Source organism: Pseudomonas sp. WMBT8, from assembly GCF_050916005.1.
GTDB lineage: Bacteria > Pseudomonadota > Gammaproteobacteria > Pseudomonadales > Pseudomonadaceae > Aquipseudomonas.
The window spans coordinates 3054841-3075658 of record NZ_CP188096.1; the positions used below are offsets into that span (position 1 = coordinate 3054841).

General features: G+C 62.8%; 16 protein-coding genes. 11 read left to right on the forward strand and 5 right to left on the reverse strand.

Going from position 1 to position 20818, the window contains the following annotated elements; all coding sequences use genetic code 11:
• The 4 genes from ACO77H_RS14255 (at position 1) to ACO77H_RS14270 (ending at position 9509) form a co-directional block, all read left to right on the forward strand.
• Positions 1 to 1338 carry a TolC family outer membrane protein gene (locus ACO77H_RS14255; RefSeq protein WP_169951577.1) on the forward strand — a complete coding sequence of 446 codons (1338 nt, stop codon included), beginning with the start codon at positions 1 to 3 and terminating at the stop codon, positions 1336 to 1338.
• Between the two features lie 135 nt (positions 1339 to 1473).
• Positions 1474 to 4398 carry an autotransporter domain-containing protein gene (locus ACO77H_RS14260; protein WP_432755755.1) on the forward strand — a complete coding sequence of 975 codons (2925 nt, stop codon included), beginning with the start codon at positions 1474 to 1476 and terminating at the stop codon, positions 4396 to 4398.
• 30 nt (positions 4399 to 4428) lie between these two features.
• Positions 4429 to 7560 carry an autotransporter outer membrane beta-barrel domain-containing protein gene (locus tag ACO77H_RS14265; RefSeq protein ID WP_432754133.1) on the forward strand — a complete coding sequence of 1044 codons (3132 nt, stop codon included), beginning with the start codon at positions 4429 to 4431 and terminating at the stop codon, positions 7558 to 7560.
• Between the two features lie 101 nt (positions 7561 to 7661).
• Positions 7662 to 9509, forward strand: coding sequence for a polyurethane esterase (locus tag ACO77H_RS14270; protein WP_432754134.1), 1848 nt, complete (start codon positions 7662 to 7664; stop codon positions 9507 to 9509).
• A 44-nt stretch (positions 9510 to 9553) separates the two neighbouring features.
• On the opposite strand, the gene ACO77H_RS14275 is transcribed toward ACO77H_RS14270, so the two are convergent.
• Positions 9554 to 9778 (reverse strand): YgdI/YgdR family lipoprotein, encoded by a 225-nt coding sequence (locus tag ACO77H_RS14275; RefSeq protein WP_432754135.1) that lies wholly within the window; start codon positions 9776 to 9778, stop codon positions 9554 to 9556.
• 188 nt (positions 9779 to 9966) lie between these two features.
• Between ACO77H_RS14275 and ACO77H_RS14280 the strand changes: the two genes are divergently transcribed.
• The 3 genes from ACO77H_RS14280 to ACO77H_RS14290 all read left to right on the forward strand — a co-directional run bounded on the left by ACO77H_RS14280 (position 9967) and on the right by ACO77H_RS14290 (position 14880).
• Positions 9967 to 11616 carry a VRR-NUC domain-containing protein gene (locus ACO77H_RS14280; RefSeq protein WP_432754136.1) on the forward strand — a complete coding sequence of 550 codons (1650 nt, stop codon included), beginning with the start codon at positions 9967 to 9969 and terminating at the stop codon, positions 11614 to 11616.
• The gene (locus tag ACO77H_RS14285) at positions 11613 to 13865 is read left to right on the forward strand and encodes an ATP-dependent DNA helicase (protein WP_432754137.1); all 2253 of its coding nucleotides are present in this window, start codon (positions 11613 to 11615) and stop codon (positions 13863 to 13865) included. Before ACO77H_RS14280 ends, ACO77H_RS14285 begins: the two co-directional genes overlap by 4 nt.
• A gap of 79 nt (positions 13866 to 13944) precedes the next feature.
• Positions 13945 to 14880 carry an alpha/beta fold hydrolase gene (locus tag ACO77H_RS14290; protein WP_170041425.1) on the forward strand — a complete coding sequence of 312 codons (936 nt, stop codon included), beginning with the start codon at positions 13945 to 13947 and terminating at the stop codon, positions 14878 to 14880.
• A gap of 3 nt (positions 14881 to 14883) precedes the next feature.
• On the opposite strand, the gene ACO77H_RS14295 is transcribed toward ACO77H_RS14290, so the two are convergent.
• The 3 genes from ACO77H_RS14295 to ACO77H_RS14305 all read right to left on the reverse strand — a co-directional run bounded on the left by ACO77H_RS14295 (position 14884) and on the right by ACO77H_RS14305 (position 17913).
• Complete coding sequence (locus ACO77H_RS14295; RefSeq protein ID WP_170041424.1) at positions 14884 to 15315, reverse strand: nuclear transport factor 2 family protein; 432 nt, start codon at positions 15313 to 15315, stop codon at positions 14884 to 14886.
• Between the two features lie 235 nt (positions 15316 to 15550).
• Positions 15551 to 16501 (reverse strand): alpha-E domain-containing protein, encoded by a 951-nt coding sequence (locus ACO77H_RS14300; protein ID WP_169951592.1) that lies wholly within the window; start codon positions 16499 to 16501, stop codon positions 15551 to 15553.
• Between the two features lie 2 nt (positions 16502 to 16503).
• Positions 16504 to 17913 (reverse strand): circularly permuted type 2 ATP-grasp protein, encoded by a 1410-nt coding sequence (locus ACO77H_RS14305; RefSeq protein WP_432754138.1) that lies wholly within the window; start codon positions 17911 to 17913, stop codon positions 16504 to 16506.
• Between the two features lie 375 nt (positions 17914 to 18288).
• Between ACO77H_RS14305 and ACO77H_RS14310 the strand changes: the two genes are divergently transcribed.
• From ACO77H_RS14310 to ACO77H_RS14320, 3 genes are all read left to right on the forward strand, one after another.
• Entirely contained in the window at positions 18289 to 18834 is a 546-nt protein-coding gene (locus ACO77H_RS14310; protein WP_170057339.1) for a hypothetical protein, read from the forward strand.
• A gap of 85 nt (positions 18835 to 18919) precedes the next feature.
• Positions 18920 to 19147, forward strand: a complete 228-nt coding sequence (locus ACO77H_RS14315) for a hypothetical protein (protein ID WP_170057338.1) — start codon at positions 18920 to 18922, stop codon at positions 19145 to 19147.
• Between the two features lie 4 nt (positions 19148 to 19151).
• Positions 19152 to 19280, forward strand: a complete 129-nt coding sequence (locus tag ACO77H_RS14320) for a hypothetical protein (protein WP_262386245.1) — start codon at positions 19152 to 19154, stop codon at positions 19278 to 19280.
• 13 nt (positions 19281 to 19293) lie between these two features.
• Here ACO77H_RS14320 and ACO77H_RS14325 read toward each other — a convergent pair whose 3' ends face one another.
• On the reverse strand, positions 19294 to 19737 hold the full coding sequence (locus tag ACO77H_RS14325) for an Lrp/AsnC family transcriptional regulator (protein WP_170057337.1): 444 nt from the start codon (positions 19735 to 19737) through the stop codon (positions 19294 to 19296).
• 131 nt (positions 19738 to 19868) lie between these two features.
• Here ACO77H_RS14325 and ACO77H_RS14330 point away from each other — a divergent pair, with 131 nt between their 5' ends.
• Positions 19869 to 20777, forward strand: coding sequence for a DMT family transporter (locus ACO77H_RS14330; RefSeq protein ID WP_169951603.1), 909 nt, complete (start codon positions 19869 to 19871; stop codon positions 20775 to 20777).
• Positions 20778 to 20818: the final 41 nt, after the last annotated feature.

A 20818-nucleotide genomic window follows, 5' to 3' on the forward strand; every position in this document is an offset into this window, starting at 1 on the left:
ATGAAACCAGTGTTCATCGCCTTGCTAATGGCGTGCAGCAGCGCCCAGGCCGCCATGGGCCCGTTCGATGTGTATGAACAGGCGCTGCGCAATGATCCGGTGTTCCTCGGTGCAATCAAGGAGCGTGACGCCGGCCTGGAAAACCGCACCATCGGCCGCGCTGGCCTGTTGCCAAGGCTGTCGTACAACTACAACAAGGGCCGCAACAACTCCCAGGCCAACCTGCCCGATGGCCGTGGTGGCCACTATCACGACGACCGCAACTACAACAGTTTCGGCTCGACCTTCACCCTGCAACAGCCGCTGTTCGACTACGAAGCCTATGCCAACTACCGCAAGGGCGTGGCCCAGGCGCTGTTTGCCGACGAGAGTTTTCGCGACAAGAGCCAGGCGCTGTTGGTGCGGGTGCTGACCTATTACACCCAGGCACTGTTCGCCCAGGACCAGATCGACATCGCCCGGGCCAAAAAGAAGGCCTACGAGCAACAGTTCCAGCAGAACCAGCACCTGTTCCAGCAAGGCGAGGGCACGCGTACCGATATTCTGGAGGCCGAGTCCCGTTACGAACTGGCCACCGCCGAAGAAATCCAGGCGCTCGACGAGCAGGATGCGTCACTGCGCGAACTGGGGGCGCTGCTCGGCGTACAGAGCGTCGATATTGCCGACCTGGCGCCTCTGAACCACGACTTTGCTGCCTTCACCCTGGCCCCGGCCAACTACGACAGCTGGCACGAACTGGCGCTGACCAACAACCCGACCCTGGCCTCCCAGCGCCAGGCCGTGGAGGTGGCGCGCTATGAGGTGGAACGCAACCGCGCCGGGCACTTGCCGCGCATCACCGCGTACGCCAGTTCGCGCCAGCAGGAGTCCGACAGCGGCAACACCTACAACCAGCGCTACGACACCAACACCATCGGCATTGAAGTCAGCGTGCCGTTGTATGCCGGTGGCGGCGTCGCGGCGTCCACCCGCCAGGCCAGCCGCTCCATGGAGCAGGCCGAATATGAGCTGGAGGGCAAGACCCGCGAGACCCTGATCGAGCTGCGGCGCCAGTTCAGCGCCTGCCTGTCGGGGGTGAGCAAACTGCGCGCCTATCAAAAGGCCCTGGCCTCTGCCGAAGCGCTGGTGGTGTCGACCAAGCAAAGCATTCTGGGTGGCGAGCGGGTCAACCTCGATGCCCTCAACGCCGAACAGCAGCTGTACAGCACCCGTCGCGACCTGGCCCAGGCCCGTTACGACTATTTGATGGCCTGGACCAAATTGCACTACTACGCGGGCAACCTGCGCGACACCGACCTGGCCAAGGTCGACGAAGCCTTCGGCCCGGCCCAACGCTGACCCTGTAGGAGCCGGCTTGCCGGCGATGAGGCCGTTGAGCCCGCCATCGCCGGCACGCCCGCTCCTCCAGGCTGATAAACACAATAAAAAGAGGAAGTCTGGGTGAACGTAAAACAACGAAGCTATCACTGCGTCGTGCTGTGTGGCCTGGCCAGCCTGGGTACCGCCCAGGCCGCGCCCTATGTGGAGACCGGCAAGCTGGGCGACCCCGCCAGTTGGCGCTCGACGGAATACCAGCGGGACTGGGGCCTGGGGCGCATGCAGGCCGATCAGGCTTACGCCGCGGGGATCAGCGGTGCCGGGGTGAAGATCGGTGCGCTGGACTCGGGCTTTGATGCCAGCCACCCGCAAGCCTCCCCGCAGCGCTTCCACCCGGTGACCGCCAGCGGCACTTATGTGGATGGCAGCCCGTTTTCCACTACCGGCGCCCTGAACCCCAACAACGACTCCCACGGCACCCACGTCACCGGCACCATGGGGGCGGCGCGGGACGGCAGCGGCATGCATGGCGTGGCCTACAACGCGCAGATCTATGTGGGCAACACCAATGCCAACGACAGCTTCCTGTTTGGCCCGACGCCCGACCCCCAGTACTTCAAGGCGGTGTACAGCGCCATGGTCGATTCCGGGGTGCGCGCGATCAACAACAGCTGGGGCAGCCAGCCCAAGGATGTCAGCTACCAGACCCTGGGCGACCTGCACGCGGCCTACGCCCAGCACTTCAACCAGGGCACCTGGCTGGACGCCGCCGCCGATGTGGCCCGCGCCGGGGTGATCAATGTGTTCAGCGCCGGCAACAGCGGCTATGCCAACGCCAGCGTGCGCTCGGCCTTGCCTTACTTTGAACCGGCGCTGGAAGGCCACTGGCTGGCGGTGTCCGGCCTGGACAAGGCCAATAACCAGAAATACAACCAGTGCGGCATCGCCAAGTACTGGTGTATTGCCACCCCGGGTGCGCTGATCGACAGCACCGTTCCTGGCGGCGGCTATGGGATCAAGTCCGGCACCTCGATGTCGGCACCCCACGCCACTGGTGCGTTGGCGCTGGTGATGGAACGCTACCCGTACCTGAACAACGAGCAGGCCTTGCAGGTGTTGCTGACGACGGCCACGCAGCTGGACGGTTCACTGACCGACGCGCCGAACGCCAAGGTCGGCTGGGGCGTGCCGGACCTTGGCCGGGCGATGCATGGGCCGGGGCAGTTGCTGGGTGCCATGGACGTCAATCTGGCGGCCGGGCAGGGCGATGTGTGGAGCAATGGCATCTCCGACAAGGCGCTGCTGCAACGCCAGGCCGAAGACAGTGCCGAGCGCCTGGCATGGCAACAGACCGTGCAGGACAAGGGCTGGGGAAATGGTCCGGGGGTCGGCGCCAGCCAGCAGGAACAGACCGACTACGCAGTGGGCATGGCCCGGGATGCGGCGGCGGCCCAGCGCATTTACCAAGGCAGTTTGATCAAGTCCGGCGCCGGTAGCCTGGTGCTCAGCGGCGACAGTACCTATCGCGGCCCGACCACGGTCAATGGCGGTGTGTTGAAGGTCGAGGGTGCGCTGACCTCGGCGGTCACGGTCAACCCTGGCGGGACCTTGGGCGGCTCCGGGCGTATCGGCGCGTTGCAGGCCAATAGTGGCAGCGTGATTGCGCCGGGCAATTCCATCGGCACCTTGAATGTGACTGGGGATGTGCGCTTCGACGCCGGGTCCACCTATGCGGTGGAGCTGTCGAATGCCAGCAGTGATCGCATTGTCGCGGGCGGCAAGGCCACCCTCAACGGCGGCACCGTGACCCTGGCCCTGGAAAACAGCCCGACCTTGCTCAGCCAGCCCGAGGCGCAAAGCCTGATCGGTCGCCAGTACAACATCTTGCAGGCGGCGGGTGGGGTCACCGGCAGTTTCGGTGCGGTATTGCCCAACTACCTGTTCCTCGGTGGCAACCTCGACTACAGCGCCAATGGCGTGCAACTGGCTATCGCGCGCAATGACGCAAGCTTTGCCAGCGTCGCGGCGACCCGCAATCAGCGCGCCGTGGCCGCTGCAGCCGAGCAGTTGGGGGCCGGCAACCCGGTGTATGAAAGCGTGCTGAGTGCCGACTCCAGTGTGGTGGCCCGCCAGGCCTTCCAGCAGTTGTCCGGCGAGATCTACCCGGCAGTCGGCGCGATGTTGATCAATGACAGCCGCCATGTGCGCGATGCCGTCGGTGAGCGCCTGCGCCATGTGCCTGCCACCGGCGAAAGCAACCTGTGGATCAAGGCCCTCGGCGCCTGGGGCAAGGCCGACAGCAGCATTGAATATGCTGGTTACACCCGCTCTATCGGCGGCATGCTGCTGGGGGTCGATGGCCAGTGGGACGAACAGACCCGCGTCGGTGTGATGGCGGGCTACAGCGACAGCTCGCTGAACATGGGCGATGGCACCCATGCGTCGGCCGATGTCGACAGCTATCACCTGGGCACCTATGCCGGGCGTGAGCTGGGCAACTGGCGTGTGAGTGTGGGCGGCGCCTACAGCTGGCATCGCGGCGATGTGCAGCGCGACCTGCAATACGCTGACGTCAGCGCCAAGCAAAAAGCCAAGCTGGATGCGCGCAGCCTGCAGGTGTTCACCGAGGCGGCCTACCGCTTGGACCTGCAAGCGCTGGCCCTGGAGCCGTTTGCCAACCTGGCCTATGTGCACCTGGACAGCGAAAGTTTCCATGAGAAAGGCGATGCCGCCGCCCTGCAACGGGGCAGTGATCGCCGCGACGCGACCCTCGGCACCCTGGGCCTGCGCGCTCTCAAGACCCTGCCTCTGAATGACCGCCAGCAGTTGGAACTCTCCGGCTCGCTCGGCTGGCAGCACAGCCTCACGCCGGTTGAATCCGAGGAACACCTGGCGTTCGTCGCAGGCGGCCCCTCGTTTGCCGTGCGCAGCACACCGCTTCAGCGCGATGCCGCGCTGGTGGGCTTGAAGGCCAGCCTGGCACTGAGCGACACCACACGGGTCAACCTCGACTACAGCGGCCAATTGGGTGCGAAGGAGAGCAACCAGGGCGTGGGCCTGAGCCTCGACTGGCAGTTCTGAAGCGCGCCAACAAAAAGAACAACAAACGCAATGAAACTAAGGAAGGTCACCGTGAACGCAAAACAACGAGGGTTTCACTCCGCCATCCCAACAGGCCCGGGCTACCCGCTCAAGGCCTTGAGTCGCGTGCCATACGGCGCGTTGCTGTGTTGCCTGGCCAGCCTGGGTACCGCCCAGGCCGCACCCTACGTCGAAACCGGCAAGCTGGGGGATGTCGCCAGTTGGCGCAGCAATGAGTTCAAGGCCGATTGGGGCCTGGGCGCAGTCAATGCCGATGTGGCATATGCCGCCGGTTACAGCGGCAAGGGCGTGAAGCTGGGAATTTTCGACCAGCCGGTATACGCCCTGCATCCTGAGTTTTCCAGCCCGGGCAAGGTACAGACCCTGGTCACTGAAGGGATCCGCCAGTACACCGACCCGTATATCCCGGTGAAGGCCGGTGACCCGTTCCGCTACGACGGCACACCGTCCCTGGGTTCCAACGGCAAGCTGGGCGACCACGGCACCCATGTCGGGGGCATTGCCGCCGGCGACCGTAACGGCGGGCCGATGCACGGCGTGGCCTACAACGCACAGATCCTCAGCGCCGAGAACGGCGACCCCGGCCCCGAAGACGGGATCATCCTGGGTAACGACGGTGCGGTGTACCAGGCCGGTTGGGACAGCCTGGTGGCCAACGGCGCACGCATCATCAATAACAGCTGGGGCATCGGCATTGGCGATCAGTTTGCCAAGGGCGGCAAGGACCCGGCGTTCCCCCATTTTGCTCTCAGCGATGCGCAGGCGCAGTTCGACCAGATCAAGCCGCTGTTGGGCACCGCACCAGGCGGGGCTTATACCGGGGCGATCAACGCGGCGCGCAGCGGGGTGCTGACGATCTTCGCAGCCGGCAACGACTACAACCTGAACAACCCCGATGCGATCTCCGGCCTGGCGTATTTTGTGCCCGAGATCGCGCCCAATTGGCTGTCGGTGGCCGCATTGCAACGCAACCCGGATGCCAACAGCCCCAACCCCTATGTGATCAGCACCTTCTCGTCGCGCTGTGGCTATGCCGCCAGCTTCTGCGTGTCTGCCCCAGGCACGGCGATCTACAGCTCGGTGATGGTGGGCACCACGGTCGATAACATGACCCTGGGCTGGAACAACAAAAACGGCACCTCCATGGCTGCGCCCCATGTGGCAGGCGCCGCCGCCGTGTTGATGGAGCGTTTCCCGTACATGAGCGGCGAGCAGATTTCCACGCTGCTCAAGACCACCGCCACCGACCTTGGCGCACCGGGCATCGACGCACTGTATGGCTGGGGCATGATCAACCTGGGCAAGGCGGTCAGCGGACCGGGAATGTTTATCACCGCCGAGGATATCCCGGCCGAGTTCCGTATCGACGGTGGCTATGGCAGCGGCCAGTTTGTTGCGGACTTGCCGGGGGTTGGGGCGGTAGTTGACGCCGGCAAGCCCACCCAGCGCGTGTGTGACGATGTGCACTGCGGGCGGGATGTGTGGAGCAATGACATTGCCGGTCACGGCGGCTTGACCAAGCAGGGCATTGGGACGCTGGTGCTGACCGGCAACAACACCTACAGCGGGCCAACCCTGGTCAATCAGGGCCTGTTGGCGGTCAATGGCTCGCTGGCATCGCAGGTCACGGTGAGTAACAGCGGGGTGTTGGGCGGCTCCGGCAGCATCGGCGCGCTGCACGCGAAAAGCGGCGGTACGGTCGCGCCGGGTAACTCCATCGGCACCTTGAACGTGGCTGGGGATGTCAACTTCGACGCGGGTTCTACCTATGCGGTGGAGCTGTCCACTACCAGCAGCGACCGCATCGTCGCCGGTGGCAAGGCCACCCTCAACGGCGGCACCGTGACCCTGGCCCTGGAAAACAGCCCGACCTTGCTCAGCCAGCCCGAGGCGCAAAGCCTGATCGGTCGCCAGTACAACATCCTGCAGGCGGCCGGGGGAATTACCGGCAGCTTTGCCTCGGTACTGCCCAACTACCTGTTTGTCGGCGGCAACCTGAACTACGGCGCCAACGGCGTGCAGTTGGATGTTGCGCGCACGGCCAACAGCTTCGCCAGCGTCGCGACGACCGATAACCAACGCGCGGTGGCGGTGGCGGCCGAGCAACTGGGCGCGGGTAACGGGGTGTATGAAAGCCTGCTGCTGGCACCGAGTGCGGCCTCGGCGCAAGGGGCGTTCCAACAGTTGTCGGGGGAAATCTACCCGGCCCTGGAAACCGCGCTGGTCAATGACAACCGCTACCTGCGTGAAGCGGTGGGCGAGCGCCTGCAACAGGGTGAAATGGGCACCTCGCCACAAACCATCGACACGCGTGGCAACGTCTGGGTCAAGGCCCTTGGCGCCTGGGGTAAAACCGACAGCGCCAGCGAGACGGCGGGCTACACCACCTCCATCGGCGGCCTGCTGGCGGGTGTGGACGGTGCGCTGGACGAAGACACACGCCTGGGCCTGGTCGCCGGTTACAGCGATACCTCGCTGAACATGGGCGATGGCACCCATTCGCGGGCATCGGTGGACAGCTACCACTTTGGCGCCTATGCCGGTCACGACATCGGCGCCTGGCGCCTGAGCGGCGGGGCGACCTACAGCTGGCACCGCGCTGATGTGAAACGTGAGCTGCAATACGGCGAAGTCGCCGGCAAGCAGAAAGCCAAGGTTGATGCTCGTAGCACCCAGCTCTTCACCGAAGCGGCTTATCGCCTGAACCTGCAACCGCTGGCGCTGGAGCCGTTCGCCAACCTGGCCTATGTGCATCTGGACAGCGACGGCTTCAGCGAGAAAGGCGATGCAGCAGCGCTCAAGGGCGGCGATGACACCCGCGACCTGGTGCTCAGCACCCTCGGCGTGCGGGCGTTGAAGACCTTCAACCTCAGCGACCATCAGGCGTTGGACGTTTCCGGCACCCTGGGCTGGCAGCACAACCTCAGCACCACCGATTCCGAGCGCCACCTGGCGTTTGCTTCAGGCAGTACCGCGTTTGCCGTGGAAAGCTCGCCGATGGTGCGCGACGCGGCCTTGGTCGGCGCGCGCGCCAGCCTGGCGCTGACCAAGGATGCGCGGGTGAACTTCGACTACAACGGCCTGCTGGCCAGCAAGGAGAAAATCCACGGCGTGGGCTTGAGCCTCGACTGGGCCTTCTAAACACCGCAGCTCCAAACGGTGGGAGCAGGTTTGCTCCCACCGTTACAGCATTCCAACTGTTTTGGCTTTCTCGACAATTCCAACAAAAGAGAGGCAATACCATGGGTGTCTATGACTACAAAAACCTTACTACCGAGGACTCCAAAGCACTGTTCGCCGATGCCATGGCGATCACCTTGTATTCCTACCACAACCTGGATAACGGCTTTGCCGTGGGGTACCAGCAGCACGGCTTGGGCCTGGGTTTGCCGGCCACCCTGGTGCAGGCCTTGATTGGCAGCACCCACTCCCAAGGCGTGATTCCCGGGATCCCGTGGAACCCCGACTCGGAAAAGGCCGCCCTCGACGCCGTGCAAAAGGCCGGCTGGACGCCCATCAGCGCCAGCACCCTTGAGTATGGCGGCAAGGTCGACGCCCGGGGCACGTTCTTTGGCGAAAAAGCCGGTTATACCAGCGCCCAGGTCGAGGTCCTGGGCAAGTACGATGACGCCGGCAAACTGCTGGAAATCGGCATCGCCTTCCGTGGGACTTCGGGCCCCAGGGAAAACCTGATCCTTGATTCCATCGGCGATGTGATCAGTGACTTGCTGGCAGCGTTCGGCCCTGCGGACTATGCGAAAAACTACGCGGGCCAAGCGTTTGGCAGCTTGCTTGGCAAAGTCGCCGCGTATGCCAGCGCACAGGGGCTCAGCGGCCAGGATGTGGTGGTCAGCGGCCATAGCCTCGGTGGCCTGGCAGTCAACAGCATGGCGGACTTGAGCAACGACAACTGGGCGGGGTTCTACCAGGACGCCAACTACGTGGCCTATGCCTCGCCGACCCAGAGCAGCGGCGACAAGGTGCTGAACATCGGCTACGAAAACGACCCGGTCTATCGGGCCCTCGACGGCTCCTCGTTCACGGGGTCCTCGCTTTGGGCCCACGATAAACCCCACGAATCCAGCGCCGATAACATCGTCAGCTTCAACGACCACTACGCCTCGACACTGTGGAACATCCTGCCGTTTTCCATCCTCAACCTGCCGACATGGATCTCCCATTTACCCACCGGTTATGGCGACGGCATGAGCCGCATCCTTGAATCCAAGTTCTATGACCTGACCAGCCGTGATTCGACAATCATCGTCGCCAACCTGTCGGACCCGGCGCGCGCCACTACCTGGGTGCAAGACCTCAACCGCAATGCCGAAGCGCACAAGGGCAGCACGTTCATCATCGGCAGCGACGGCAATGACCTGATCCAGGGCGGCCGGGGCAACGACTACCTGGAAGGCCGCGAAGGCAACGATACTTTCCGTGATGGCGGTGGCTACAACATCATGTTGGGCGGCAAGGGGTTCAACACCCTGGACCTGCAGCAGTCACTGAAAAACGTCGAGGTGGCCAACGACGGTGCAGGCACCCTGTATGTCCGCGACGGCCAAGGCGGCATCAGCATGACCCGTGACATGGGCGCGATAGTGAGCAAGGAAAGCTATCTGTTGCTGTTCAGCAAGGAGGTGACCCACAGCGTGACCGACAACGGCCTGCTGGCGGGCCGCGACCTGACGGCCTACGCGGCGTCGCTCAAGGGCGATGCCGGAGCCAATGTGCTCAAGGCCGGCGATGGCGGGCAGTGGTTGTTTGGCCTGGACGGCAATGACCATCTGATCGGCGGCAAAGGCAACGATGTGCTGGTCGGCGGGGCTGGCAATGACCTGCTGGAGGCGGGCGGCGGGCGTAATACCTTCCTGTTCGACGGCGACTTTGGCCAGGACCGGATCCTGGGCTACCAGTCGACAGACAAGTTGGTGTTCATGGGCGTGGCGGGGGTGGACGGGCAGTACAACTACCTCGACCATGCCAAGGCGGTGGGCAGCGATACGTTGCTGACGTTTGGCGATAACTCGGTGACGTTGGTGGGGGTCGGGCTTGGCAGCCTGTCGGCAGAGGCGTTCGTCATCACCTGAAACAACCCGTAGGAGCCGGCTAGCCGGCTCCTACGGTTATGCGGTCAGTCTTCCTTGTGCACGGTTGCGACATCCGCCGCCTTGACCCGTACGCGCTTGCCGGCGATATCGGTGAATTCGTAGAAACCATCGGGTGTCTTGGCATTCGGCGTGTCTGTGGTCAGGTACTGAGTACCGTTCTGCAAGGTCACGACGGTCGGCGTCGAGCAACCGGCCAATGCCAGAAACGTCAGTACGGCCAGCGGCAGGCCCCAGTTCTTCATGTTCATAACCCTTACTCTCATCCTTCGAAAACCCCGTGCTCAACGGCTGCGGGCAACAAATGTTACGCGGATCCACCCCCATCTGATCACTTTTATGCAAAAAGTTGCGTGCGCCACTGATCTATTAGCCATTGCAACGCAAGCCTTGGGACGGCACTCTGTATGCATAACCAGTGTTTGTCCAAGTGCCCGTCATGTCCAATCCCCTCGAAGACCCGTTCTACTACCTGCATAACTTCCGGCAAGTGCTCGACTGGCTGGGCCAGCGCTATGCCGATGTGCTGGACGAACAGGAGCAGCGCTTCATGGCGCAGTTCGCCCAGTTGCCGCAACCGGCCCAGGCGTTGCTGGTGCGGATGGTGATGCGCAAGGGCGTGCATTTTCGGGCGAGCAAGCTCAACTACGGCGAGATCGGCCCGGTTGACGTGGCCGTGCAGCCGTTGCTGGCCCACGGTTGGGTCAGCGAGCAAGGCCTGCTGTCGCTTGATGAGCTGTGGGGGCAGTTGCAAAAAGGCGAGGTACTGCAAGCGTTCAAGCCATGGATCGAGCAGCCCAGGGGCAAGAAGTCCGATTGGCTGCCCAGCCTGTCCAGCCAGTTCACCGAGCCGCGTACGTTTGCGCAGTGGTCCCCGCAGCTGGACGAGCGCCTGTACAGCCTCACGGTGATGGATTTATGTGAGCGCCTGCGCCTGATGTTCTTCGGCAACCTGTACCAGGACTGGTCGGAGTTTGTCTTGGCGGACCTGGGGATCTACACCTACGAAAAGGTCGAGTTCTGCGCCGAGTCTCGGGGCCTGCGCCACCGTGACGATATATCTGGCCTGCTGTTCCTGCACCAATGCCAGCAGGCGTTCGAGGCGGGCGAACCGTTGGAGGCTGTGCTGGCGCAGATTGCCACCCTGGCCACCGATAACCCCTGGCTGGAAAAACGTCGGGCCAAGCTGCTGTTCCAGGTTGGCCAGCATTGCGAGCGGCTCGCCGAACTGGCCCTGGCCGAGGTGATCTACCGCGATTGTGCCTACCCCGGCGCTCGTGCACGGCTGATCCGCGTACTGGAGCGCCAGGAGGATTTCGCCCAGGCCATGGCCCTGGCGCTGGAGGCCCAGGCCGCGCCACAAAGCGCGGCCGAGCAGCAGCACCTGTTGCGGGTTTTGCCGCGGTTGCGGCGCAAGCTGGGCGAGCCGGCGTTGCCCAAGCCCAAACCCCAGGTGATCCAGCGCCTGGACCTGGAACTGCCGTTCCCGCAACCGTTGGCGGCCGTGGAGTTCTGCGTGCAGGCGCATCTGGGAGATGAAGAGGGGCCGGTGCACTACGTGGAGAACACCCTGGTCAACTCGCTATTCGGGCTGTTGTGCTGGCCGGCGATCTTCGCGCCGTTGCCCGGCTCGTTCTTTCACCCGTTCCAGCGCGGGCCGGTGGATTTGCACAGTGAGGACTTCCAGCAGCGCCGCGCCGAGCTATTTGCCGCGTGCCTGGACCAACTGCACGACGAGCGCTACAAAACCACGATCCGCCAGCGCTACGTCGAAAAGTGGGGGATCCAGTCGCCCTTTGTATTTTGGAATGTGTTGAGCGAAGAGCTGCTCGAGCAGGCGCTCGATTGCCTGCCCGCCGCGCACCTGCGGCACTGGTTCGACCGGTTGTTGTTGGATATCCGCGCCAATCGCGCCGGGATGCCGGACCTGATCCAGTTCTGGCCGGCGCAAAAAACCTATCGCATGATCGAAGTCAAAGGCCCGGGCGACCGCCTGCAGGACAACCAATTGCGCTGGCTGGAGTTCTGTAGCGAACACCAGATGCCGGTCACCGTGTGTTATGTACGCTGGGCGGAGCAGGGCGCGTGAGCTACACCGTTGCCGTACGGGCACTGTGCGAGTTCACGGCCAAGGTGGGTGACCTCGATCTGCGGTTTACCCCCTCGCCCAGTGCCCAGGAAGGCATGCTCGGCCATCGCACCGTGGCCTCCCGACGCAGTGCGCACTACCAGAGTGAAGTGGCCCTGGAAGGTCTCTACCAACAGTTGACCGTGCGCGGCCGCGCTGATGGCTATGATCCGGATCGCAATGTGCTGGAAGAGGTCAAGACCTACCGTGGCGACCTGGATGCGCAACCGGCCAACCACCGGCAACTGCACTGGGCCCAGGCCAAGGTCTATGGCTGGCTGATGTGCTGCAAGCTGGGGATACCTGAGATCGAGCTGGCGCTGGTGTATTTCGATATCGTCAGCGAGCGCGAAACCGTGATCCGCCAGGTGTGTGCGGTTGATGAGCTGGAGACGTTCTTCAATCGCCAGTGTGGGTTGTTTCTCGACTGGGCCGAGCAACAGGCACAGCGGCGCCTGGCCCGCGATACCGCGACCAAGGCCCTGGCCTTTCCCCACGCGGGCTTTCGCCTGGGCCAGCGGACCCTCGCCGAGTCGGTGTACAAGGCCGTCAGCACCGGACGCTGCCTGATGGCGCAGGCGCCCACGGGCATCGGTAAAACCATTGGCACGGTGTTCCCGGTGCTCAAGGCCATGGCGCCGCAGCAGTTGGACAAGCTGTTCTTTCTCACGGCCAAGACCCCTGGCCGCAAACTGGCGCTGGACGCGGTGCAGATACTGCACGCAAGTGCCGACCTGCCGTTGCACGTGCTGGAGTTGGTGGCGCGGGACAAAGCCTGCGAGCACCTGGACAAGGCCTGTCATGGCGATTCCTGCCCGCTCGCCAAGGGCTTTTACGATCGCCTGCCCGCCGCGCGCGAGGCGGTAGCCCAGGTGCGGCTGCTGGACCAGCGCCATTTGCGCGAAGTGGCACTGGCCCATGGGGTGTGCCCGTATTACCTGAGCCAGGAAATGGCGCGCTGGTGCGACATGGTCGTCGCCGACTACAACTATTACTTCGATTTTGGCGCGATGCTGTTTGGCCTGGCCCAGCTCAACCAATGGCGGGTCGCGGTGCTGGTGGACGAAGCCCATAACCTGGTGGAGCGGGGCCGCGCGATGTACAGCGCCGACCTCGATCAATTTGCCCTGAAGACCGTGCGCGACAGCGCCCCCGAGCCGTTGCGCAAACCGTTGCAGCGGCTCAACCGTGAATGGAACGCGCTGCACAAAGAGCAGGTCACGGTGTATCAGGCCTATCCGAGCAAACCGGACAAGCTGTTGCAGGCCTTGGCCCTGTGCACCAGCGCCATGGGCGAGTATTTCAACGATCACCCGCAGGCGCTCACGGGCGAACTGCAAGGCTTTTACTTCGAGGCCTTGCAGTTCGCCAAGGTGGCGGAGCTGTTCAACGAGCAGTTTATTTTTGATATCAGCCAGCGCGATCCACTGGCCAAGCGTCGCTTCTCGCGCTTGAGCCTGCGTAATGTGGTGCCGGCCGAGTTTATCCGGCCACGCTTGACGGCCGCCCGCAGCAGCGTGCTGTTTTCCGCGACCCTCAGCCCCCGGCATTACTACGCCGACCTGCTGGGCCTGCCGGCGGATACCGCGTGGGTCGACGTGGAATCGCCCTTCGATGCCGCACAGTTGCAGGTGCGCATCATCGACCGCATCTCCACGCGTTTTGTGCATCGCCAGGCGTCCCTGGCGCCCATCGTCGCAGTGATCGCCGAGCAGTTTGAACGCACGCCGGGCAACTACCTGGCGTTTTTCAGCAGCTTCGATTACCAGCAGCAAGTGGCGCAATTGTTGGCCGAGCGGCATCCGTCGATCCCAACCTGGCATCAATCGCGGGGCATGGCCGAGGCCGAACGCCAGGCGTTCCTTGACCAGTTCACCCAGCACAGCCAGGGCGTGGGGTTCGCCGTGCTGGGCGGGGCGTTCGGTGAGGGTATCGACTTGCCGGGCGCGCGCCTGATCGGGGCTTTTATCGCCACCCTGGGCCTGGCGCAACTCAATCCGGTCAACGAGCAAATGAAGCTGCGCATGGGTGCGATCTTCGGTGCGGGGTACGACTACACCTACCTGTATCCCGGGATCCAGAAGGTGGTACAGGCGGCCGGCCGGGTGATTCGCACCCAGCAGGACCAAGGGGTAGTGATGCTGATCGATGACCGTTTTGCCGAACCCAAGGTGCGGCCACTGTTGCCGCGCTGGTGGTCGGTGACCTGAGGTATTTGCCCCATCAATGATGCTGGCGCAGGCCGTATCGCTGGGGCAGTCTGCAGCAGTCCCCTGATGGAGCGGTGCGATGAGTGCTATCGAACAACAGACGATCCAGGTCAACGGTATTCAATTGTGCCTGCACATCGCCGGCCCCGAGAGCGGCCCGCCGGTGTGGCTGCTCCACGGCTTTCCCGAGTGCTGGCACTCCTGGCGCCAGCAGATACCGGCGCTGACTGCTGCTGGCTATCGCGTGTTCGTGCCGCAGATGCGCGGCTACGGGCACAGCAGCGCCCCCGCAGCCATTGCCGACTACGACCTGCTGACTCTGTGCGCGGATATCCAGGGTGCCATGGACCTGTTCGGGCATCACCGGGTGGTGATGGTCGGCCATGACTGGGGCGCGGTAGTGGCCTGGCACCTGGCCTTGCTGGAGCCGCAGCGCATCAGCGCCCTGGTCACGATGTCGGTGCCCTTCGCCGGTCGTTCCCGCAGGCCGGTGATCGAGATCATGCGTGAGCTGTATGCCGAGCGGTTCAACTACATCCTGTATTTCCAGGAGCCCGGCGTGGCTGAACAGGAACTGGAGGCGGATATCGAGCGCAGCTTGCGCCTGTTTATGCAGGACCAGGATGTATTCCTGCAGCAAAAACCGGCCACCGCCACTTTGCTCGAGGGTGTCGCGCTGCCGGGCGCCTTGCCGGCCTGGTGCAGCCAGCACGACCTGGATATCTATGTACAAACCTTCGCCAAGGGCTTTCGCGGGCCGTTGAACTGGTACCGCAACTTTGAGCGCAACTGGCAGCGCACGGAGTTCCTGGCGGGCCGGCAGGTGCTGCAACCGACGTTGTTCCTGATCGGCGACCGTGACCCTGTGGGAGTGTTTGAGGCGCATACGCTCAAGCGCATGCCCCAGGTGGTGCCGCAGTTGCAACAGCAGGTACTGGCCAACTGCGGGCACTGGATCCAGGTGGAGCAGGGCGCGCAGGTCAACGCCCGGCTGCTGGAGTTCCTCGGGCGCTGAAGGTCAGCCCTTGGCCTTGGCCAGGAACGGCGCCAGGCGCCGGCCCATTTCTTCACCCAGGGCCTGTAGCCCGCTCAAGGGGCGGACCATCACTTCAAACTCGATGATTTGCCCCTGTTCGTTGAAGCGGATCAGGTCGATACCCTTGAGCTGCTTGTCGCCCACCCGCGCGCTGAACTCCAGCACCACGTTGTGGCCGTCGGCGCTGGCCAGTTCGCGGTGGTACTGGAAGTCTTCAAACACGGTAAACACAGTGTTGAGAATCATCGACACCACGGGTGCGCCGGGGTAGGGGGTATGCGCCATGGGCGAGCGAAACACGGCGTCTGGCGCCAGCAGTTCGGGCAGGGCTTTGAGGTCGGCAGTGGCCAGCATGGTGTGCCAGCGCTTTAGGGTATGGGCGGCCGGGCTGGATAATTGCAGAGCTTCGGACATGGTCTGTACCTGTTCTTATGAGTGTCTGGCAACCATAAGAGCAGCCGCGAGATGGGATCAATGATCCAAACTGACAGTTATATGCCTGGAACAAACATCGCGCCTGTGGGAGCGGGTTTGCCCGCGATGGCGGTGTATCAGTCGATAAATCTATTGGCTGACCTGCCGCCATCGCCGGCAAGCCAGCTCCCACAGGAGAACGCGCACGGCTGTCAGGCTGGGGGGATGTGGGGGTTTACACCACCTCCAGGTAGGAGCTGTGGATCGCCCGCGCCAGTTCGCGCACGGTGTCGATAAACTCGGTCAGCCGGCTGTGCAGGCCTTCTTCGAGAATCTCATCGATACCTGTGTAGCGCAGCCGCGCTTCAAACTCCGCCGCCAGGCGCTGGGCCGTGCGGCCGTAGCTGCCCGGCAGGTCGGCGAGGATATGGCTCAACTCCTCGATACACGCATGCAATGAGCGCGGCACATCGCTGCGCAGCAGCAGCAACTCCGACACCGAACGCGCATTCAGTGCATTGGGGTACAGCTCGGTGTAGGCCTCGAACGACGACAAGGCACGCAGCAGGGCGCTCCACTGGTAGTAGCCGCGGGCGGACAGGTCGCTGACTTCTTCGGACTCCTCGCCGAACATCTCGTAACGCGCATCCAGCAGGCGCAAGGTGTTGTCGGCGCGCTCGACAAAGGTGCCCAGGCGGATAAAACGATAGGCATCGTTGCGCATGATGGTGCCGGACGTGGCCCCCCGGAACAGATGCGAACGCTGCTTGACCCAGTCACAGAAGTGGCTGATGCCATGGCGGGCCAGTCCGCCGGCGGCGATGCTGCGCATTTCCAGCCAGGTGGCGTTGAGGTTTTCCCACATGTCGGCGGTGATCCGCCCACGTACCGCATGGGCATTGCCCCGGGCGGCGCGCAGGCAGTTGTAGATACTGGCCGGGTTTTCTTCGTCGAGGGCGAAAAAGTGCAGCATGCGCTCGGCGTCCAGTTGTTGATGGCGCTCCAGGTAGTTGTCCAGGGTGCCACTGCTGAGCAGCGACATCGCCAGTTCATCGAGGCCATCACTGCGCCCGGCCTGGGGCATCAGCGACAGCGAATAGCTGACCTCCAGCATGCGCGCCAGGTTCTCTGCGCGTTCCAGGTAGCGCGACATCCAATACAGATCTGCGGCGGTTCTACTCAGCATACTCAGCCCTCCACCACCCAGGTGTCCTTGGTTCCGCCGCCTTGCGACGAATTGACGATCAATGAGCCTTCACGCAATGCCACGCGGGTCAGGCCGCCTGGCACCAGTCGGGTCTCCTTGCCCGACAGCACGAACGGGCGCAGGTCGATATGCCGTGGCGCGATGCCGTTTTCGACAAAGGTCGGGCAGGTGGACAGGCTCAGGGTCGGTTGGGCGATATAGGCATGGGGCCGGGCCTTGATGCGTTGGCGGAAGTCCTCGATCTCGGCCGCCGAGGCGGCTGGGCCCACCAGCATGCCGTAGCCGCCGGAACCCTGGGTTTCCTTGACCACCAGATCGGGCAAGTGCGCCAGTACGTGGGACAGTTCATCGGGTTTGCGGCACTGGAAGGTGGGTACGTTTTGCAACACCGGTTCCTCATCCAGATAGAAGCGAATCATCTCTGGCACATAGGGGTAGATGGATTTGTCGTCGGCCACCCCGGTGCCGATGGCATTGGCCAGCACCACATTGCCGGCGCAGTAGGCGGCCACCAGGCCGGGCACGCCGAGCATGGATTCGGGGTTGAAGGCCTGGGGATCGAGGAAGGCGTCGTCGATGCGCCGGTAGATCACATCCACGGGTTTCGGGCCGTCGGTGGTGCGCATGAACACCTTGAGGTCGTGCACGAACAGGTCGGCACCTTCGACCAACTCGACGCCCATCTCCCGGGCGAGGAACGCGTGTTCGAAAAACGCGCTGTTAAAGCGCCCGGGGGTCAGCACCACCACATTGGGGCTGTCCAGGCGGCTGGCGCTTTTCAGGGTCTTGAGCAGCAGGTTGGGATAGTGGTCCACCGGCGCGATGCGCTGCTTGGCAAATACTTCCGGGAACAGGCGCATCATCATCTTGCGGTCTTCGAGCATGTAGCTCACGCCGCTGGGGGTGCGCAGGTTGTCTTCGAGGACGTAATACGTACCGTCGCCATCGCGCACCAGGTCGACACCGGAGATGTGCGAATAGATATCACGGTGCAGGTCGAGGCCGATCATGGCCTTTTGATAGCCTTCATTGCCCAGCACCTGCTCGGCGGGAATGATCCCGGCCTTGATAATGCGCTGGTCGTGATAGATATCGGCGAGGAACATGTTCAGCGCATTGACCCGCTGGATACAGCCGCGTTCGATCACACTCCACTCACTGGCGGGAATGCTGCGCGGGATGATGTCGAAGGGAATCAGGCGCTCGGTGTCTTGCTCCTCACCGTACAGGGTGAAAGTGATCCCGGCGCGGTGGAACAATAGGTCGGCCTCGCGGCGGCGCTGGGCCAGCAGTTCCGGCGGCGTGTTGGCCAGCCAGCGGGAAAAATCCTGGTAGTGCGCACGGCACACGCCATTTGCGTCATTCATTTCATCGAAGAAAGATCGAGCCATTCCAATTACCTTGTCAGTGCCGGGTAAAACGCTGCAGGCACTGCCGCTTTAGAAAACGCATTGTTATGAGCCCGTGGCTTTTGGCGCCAACGGACCTTGTCCTTACTTTCTTTTGGAGTCGGCTCTGAGTCGGGGGGTAACAGTTGCTCCTGTGTTCACCCTGGCAAGTAGGCAGTAGCAGGAGTAAAGCAATGGCTGTGCCGCAAGCGTGTTTATTGGGATTACACGATGTATCAGCCCGTTACTGGAGCGGCCTGGGCAAGCGTGGTGCGTGATAGGCGCAGCATTTGCTTCATAACGGTGCAGGCGATTGACCTGAACTTCGGGCACCGCCGGTTCTTCTAAGTGGATTACGCCCTCTGAGGAATATCGATTGTGCCCAGGATCATCTCCCCGCACAGCCCGGAATCGGCGCTGACCGACCACACCGAACACAACGCTAAGATCTTCGGCTCGCCCAAGGACCGGCTGGATTTCTATCGTCGGGAAATCCAGTACGAAACCTCCATCCTCGCCAACCGTACCGATGCCTACCTGACGGCGCAGTCGTTTTTGGTGATTGCCTTTGTGTCCTGCATGGGCAACCTCAACCCGGAGTGGGGCAAGCTGTTTACCCTGGTGGTGCCGCTGATGTTGTCGATGCTTGGCGTGTTCAGCTCGCTCAATGCCTGGCCGGGCATCCGGGCGGCCTACGACATCATTGACCACTGGCACTTCAAGCAGAGCGAACTGTTGCGCAGCGAGCCGGTGATGGGCCTGGCCTACGATGAGTCGCCGCTGTTCTGCGAGACCGAGTCGTCGCACAAGGGCTATCGCAAGTCATTGCTGTTTTCCGTGCGCACGCCGTGGTTGTTCACCGTGTTCTGGATGCTGCTGGCAGCGTTTGCGTTCTATATCCAGGTAGACAACCCGGGGGGGTGACCATTGATCAGCATGGGGCTTGCGCACTGAACTTCATCCCGCCGCGCGGCACCTTAACCTTACACCAACGAATAAAGAGGTTCCCATGAGCACCAATGACAGCCAAGACCTGCAAACCAGCGGCAGGAACGATCCAGCCATCGCTGACGATGCCCGCAACGTGCCCACCCCAAGCAACGGGGCCACGGCTCCCAAGGACCCGCAACCCGTCACCGACAAGGTGGCCAGGGACAACGAGTACAGTCCGGACTTCAAGCCCGAACGCGAACCCAAGCCCAAGACCGACGCTGACATTGATACCCAGGGCGGCTAGGGCCATGCATATCCCAACCGAAGAGGAGCCGATCAATGACCCGGGCAATGAAGACCCCGGATCGTTGATGGATGATGCGCAGGTGCCGCTGATTGATGGGGACGACGCCCCAGAAGAGGTCAGCTCCGATTGATCTGTACCGCCTTCTACGCGCCATCCAAGGGCGGTAACCGACGCTTGACCGGGGTTTTCTTGACGATGGCGGTGTTGGTCTCGGCGTAGCCGTTGAGCCGGTCAAGCAAGGTATCCAGCTGGTCCATGGTGCGTACGTGCAGCCGTGCGATAAAACAGTCGTCGCCGGTGACTTTGTCGCACTCGGTAAACTGCGGTATTGCCTGGATCTGCCGCTCCACTTCCTGTAATTGGCCGGGCAGGGGGCGGATGCGCACGATGGCTTGCAGCAAATAGCCGAAGTGTTTGGGGTCGATATCCACCGTATAGCCCTTCAGAACACCGCGTTCCTCCAGGCGTCGCAATCGCTCGCCAACGCTGGGCGAGGACAGGCCGGTAATCCCCGCCAGGGTCTTGAGCGTGCAGCGCGAGTCGTCCATCAGGGCGGCAATCAGTTGTTGGTCAATAATATCAATCATCCTGGGCTCCTTAACCAAACCTGCTATTTCACCTAATAAGAATAGGCGCTGACTACCTTTGGCCTTATTCAGGCGCTGGAGCCTGATCGACGCAGATTGCCATAATTTAGCCTCATTCGAGGAGCTAAATCATGGACACATCCATACGTCGCGGCTCATGGGAAATGGTCGGTGCCATGCTGATCTCCGGCACGATCGGCTGGTTCGTGCTGGTGTCTGGCGTGCCGGTCATTGAGGTGGTGTTCTGGCGTTGCGTCATTGGCGCCTTGACCCTGTTGCTGGTGTGCTGGCGCCTGGGGTATTTGCGCAGTACATGGCTGAGTTATTCAACACTCGGCTGGGCCATGTTGAGCGGCGTGGCCATCGTGGGTAACTGGCTGTTGCTGTTTGCGTCTTATGCCAAGGCGTCGATTGCCATCAGCACGGCGGTCTATAACGTTCAGCCATTTATGCTGGTGATCCTCGCGGCGCTGTTGCTTGGCGAGAAAATCACCGTACAGAAGCTGGCGTGGCTGAGCGTGTCATTCATGGGCATGTTGGCTATCGTCACCGCCCATGGCGAGCAGCAGGGCAGCGGTGATCAATACCTGTGGGGCGTGGCCCAGGCGCTGGGCGCGGCCCTTTTGTATGCCATCGCTGCACTGATCATCAAGCGCCTGAAGGCTGTGCCGCCCCATCTGCTGGCGCTGATTCAAGTGAGTACCGGTGCAGTGCTGTTGGTGCCGCTGGTTTCGTGGCACAGCCTTTGGGCGCCGGTTGATGCCTGGGCGGCGCTGTTGACACTGGGGGTGGTGCACACCGGCCTGATGTACGTGCTGCTGTATGGTGCGATTCAAAAGCTGCCGACGGCATTGACCGGGGCGCTGTCGTTCATCTACCCGATTGCGGCGATCCTGGTTGACTGGATGGCCTACGGGCATCGTCTGGGCTGGGCACAGTGGCTGGGCGTTGCGGCAATATTGCTAGCGGCGGCAGGGTTGCAGCGAGGCTGGTGGTGGCGTGCTGAACACGATCTGCCGCCATCCAGGCGCCCCTTGTAGGAGCCGGCTTGCCGGCGATGGCGATCTGGAGGGCGCTATCG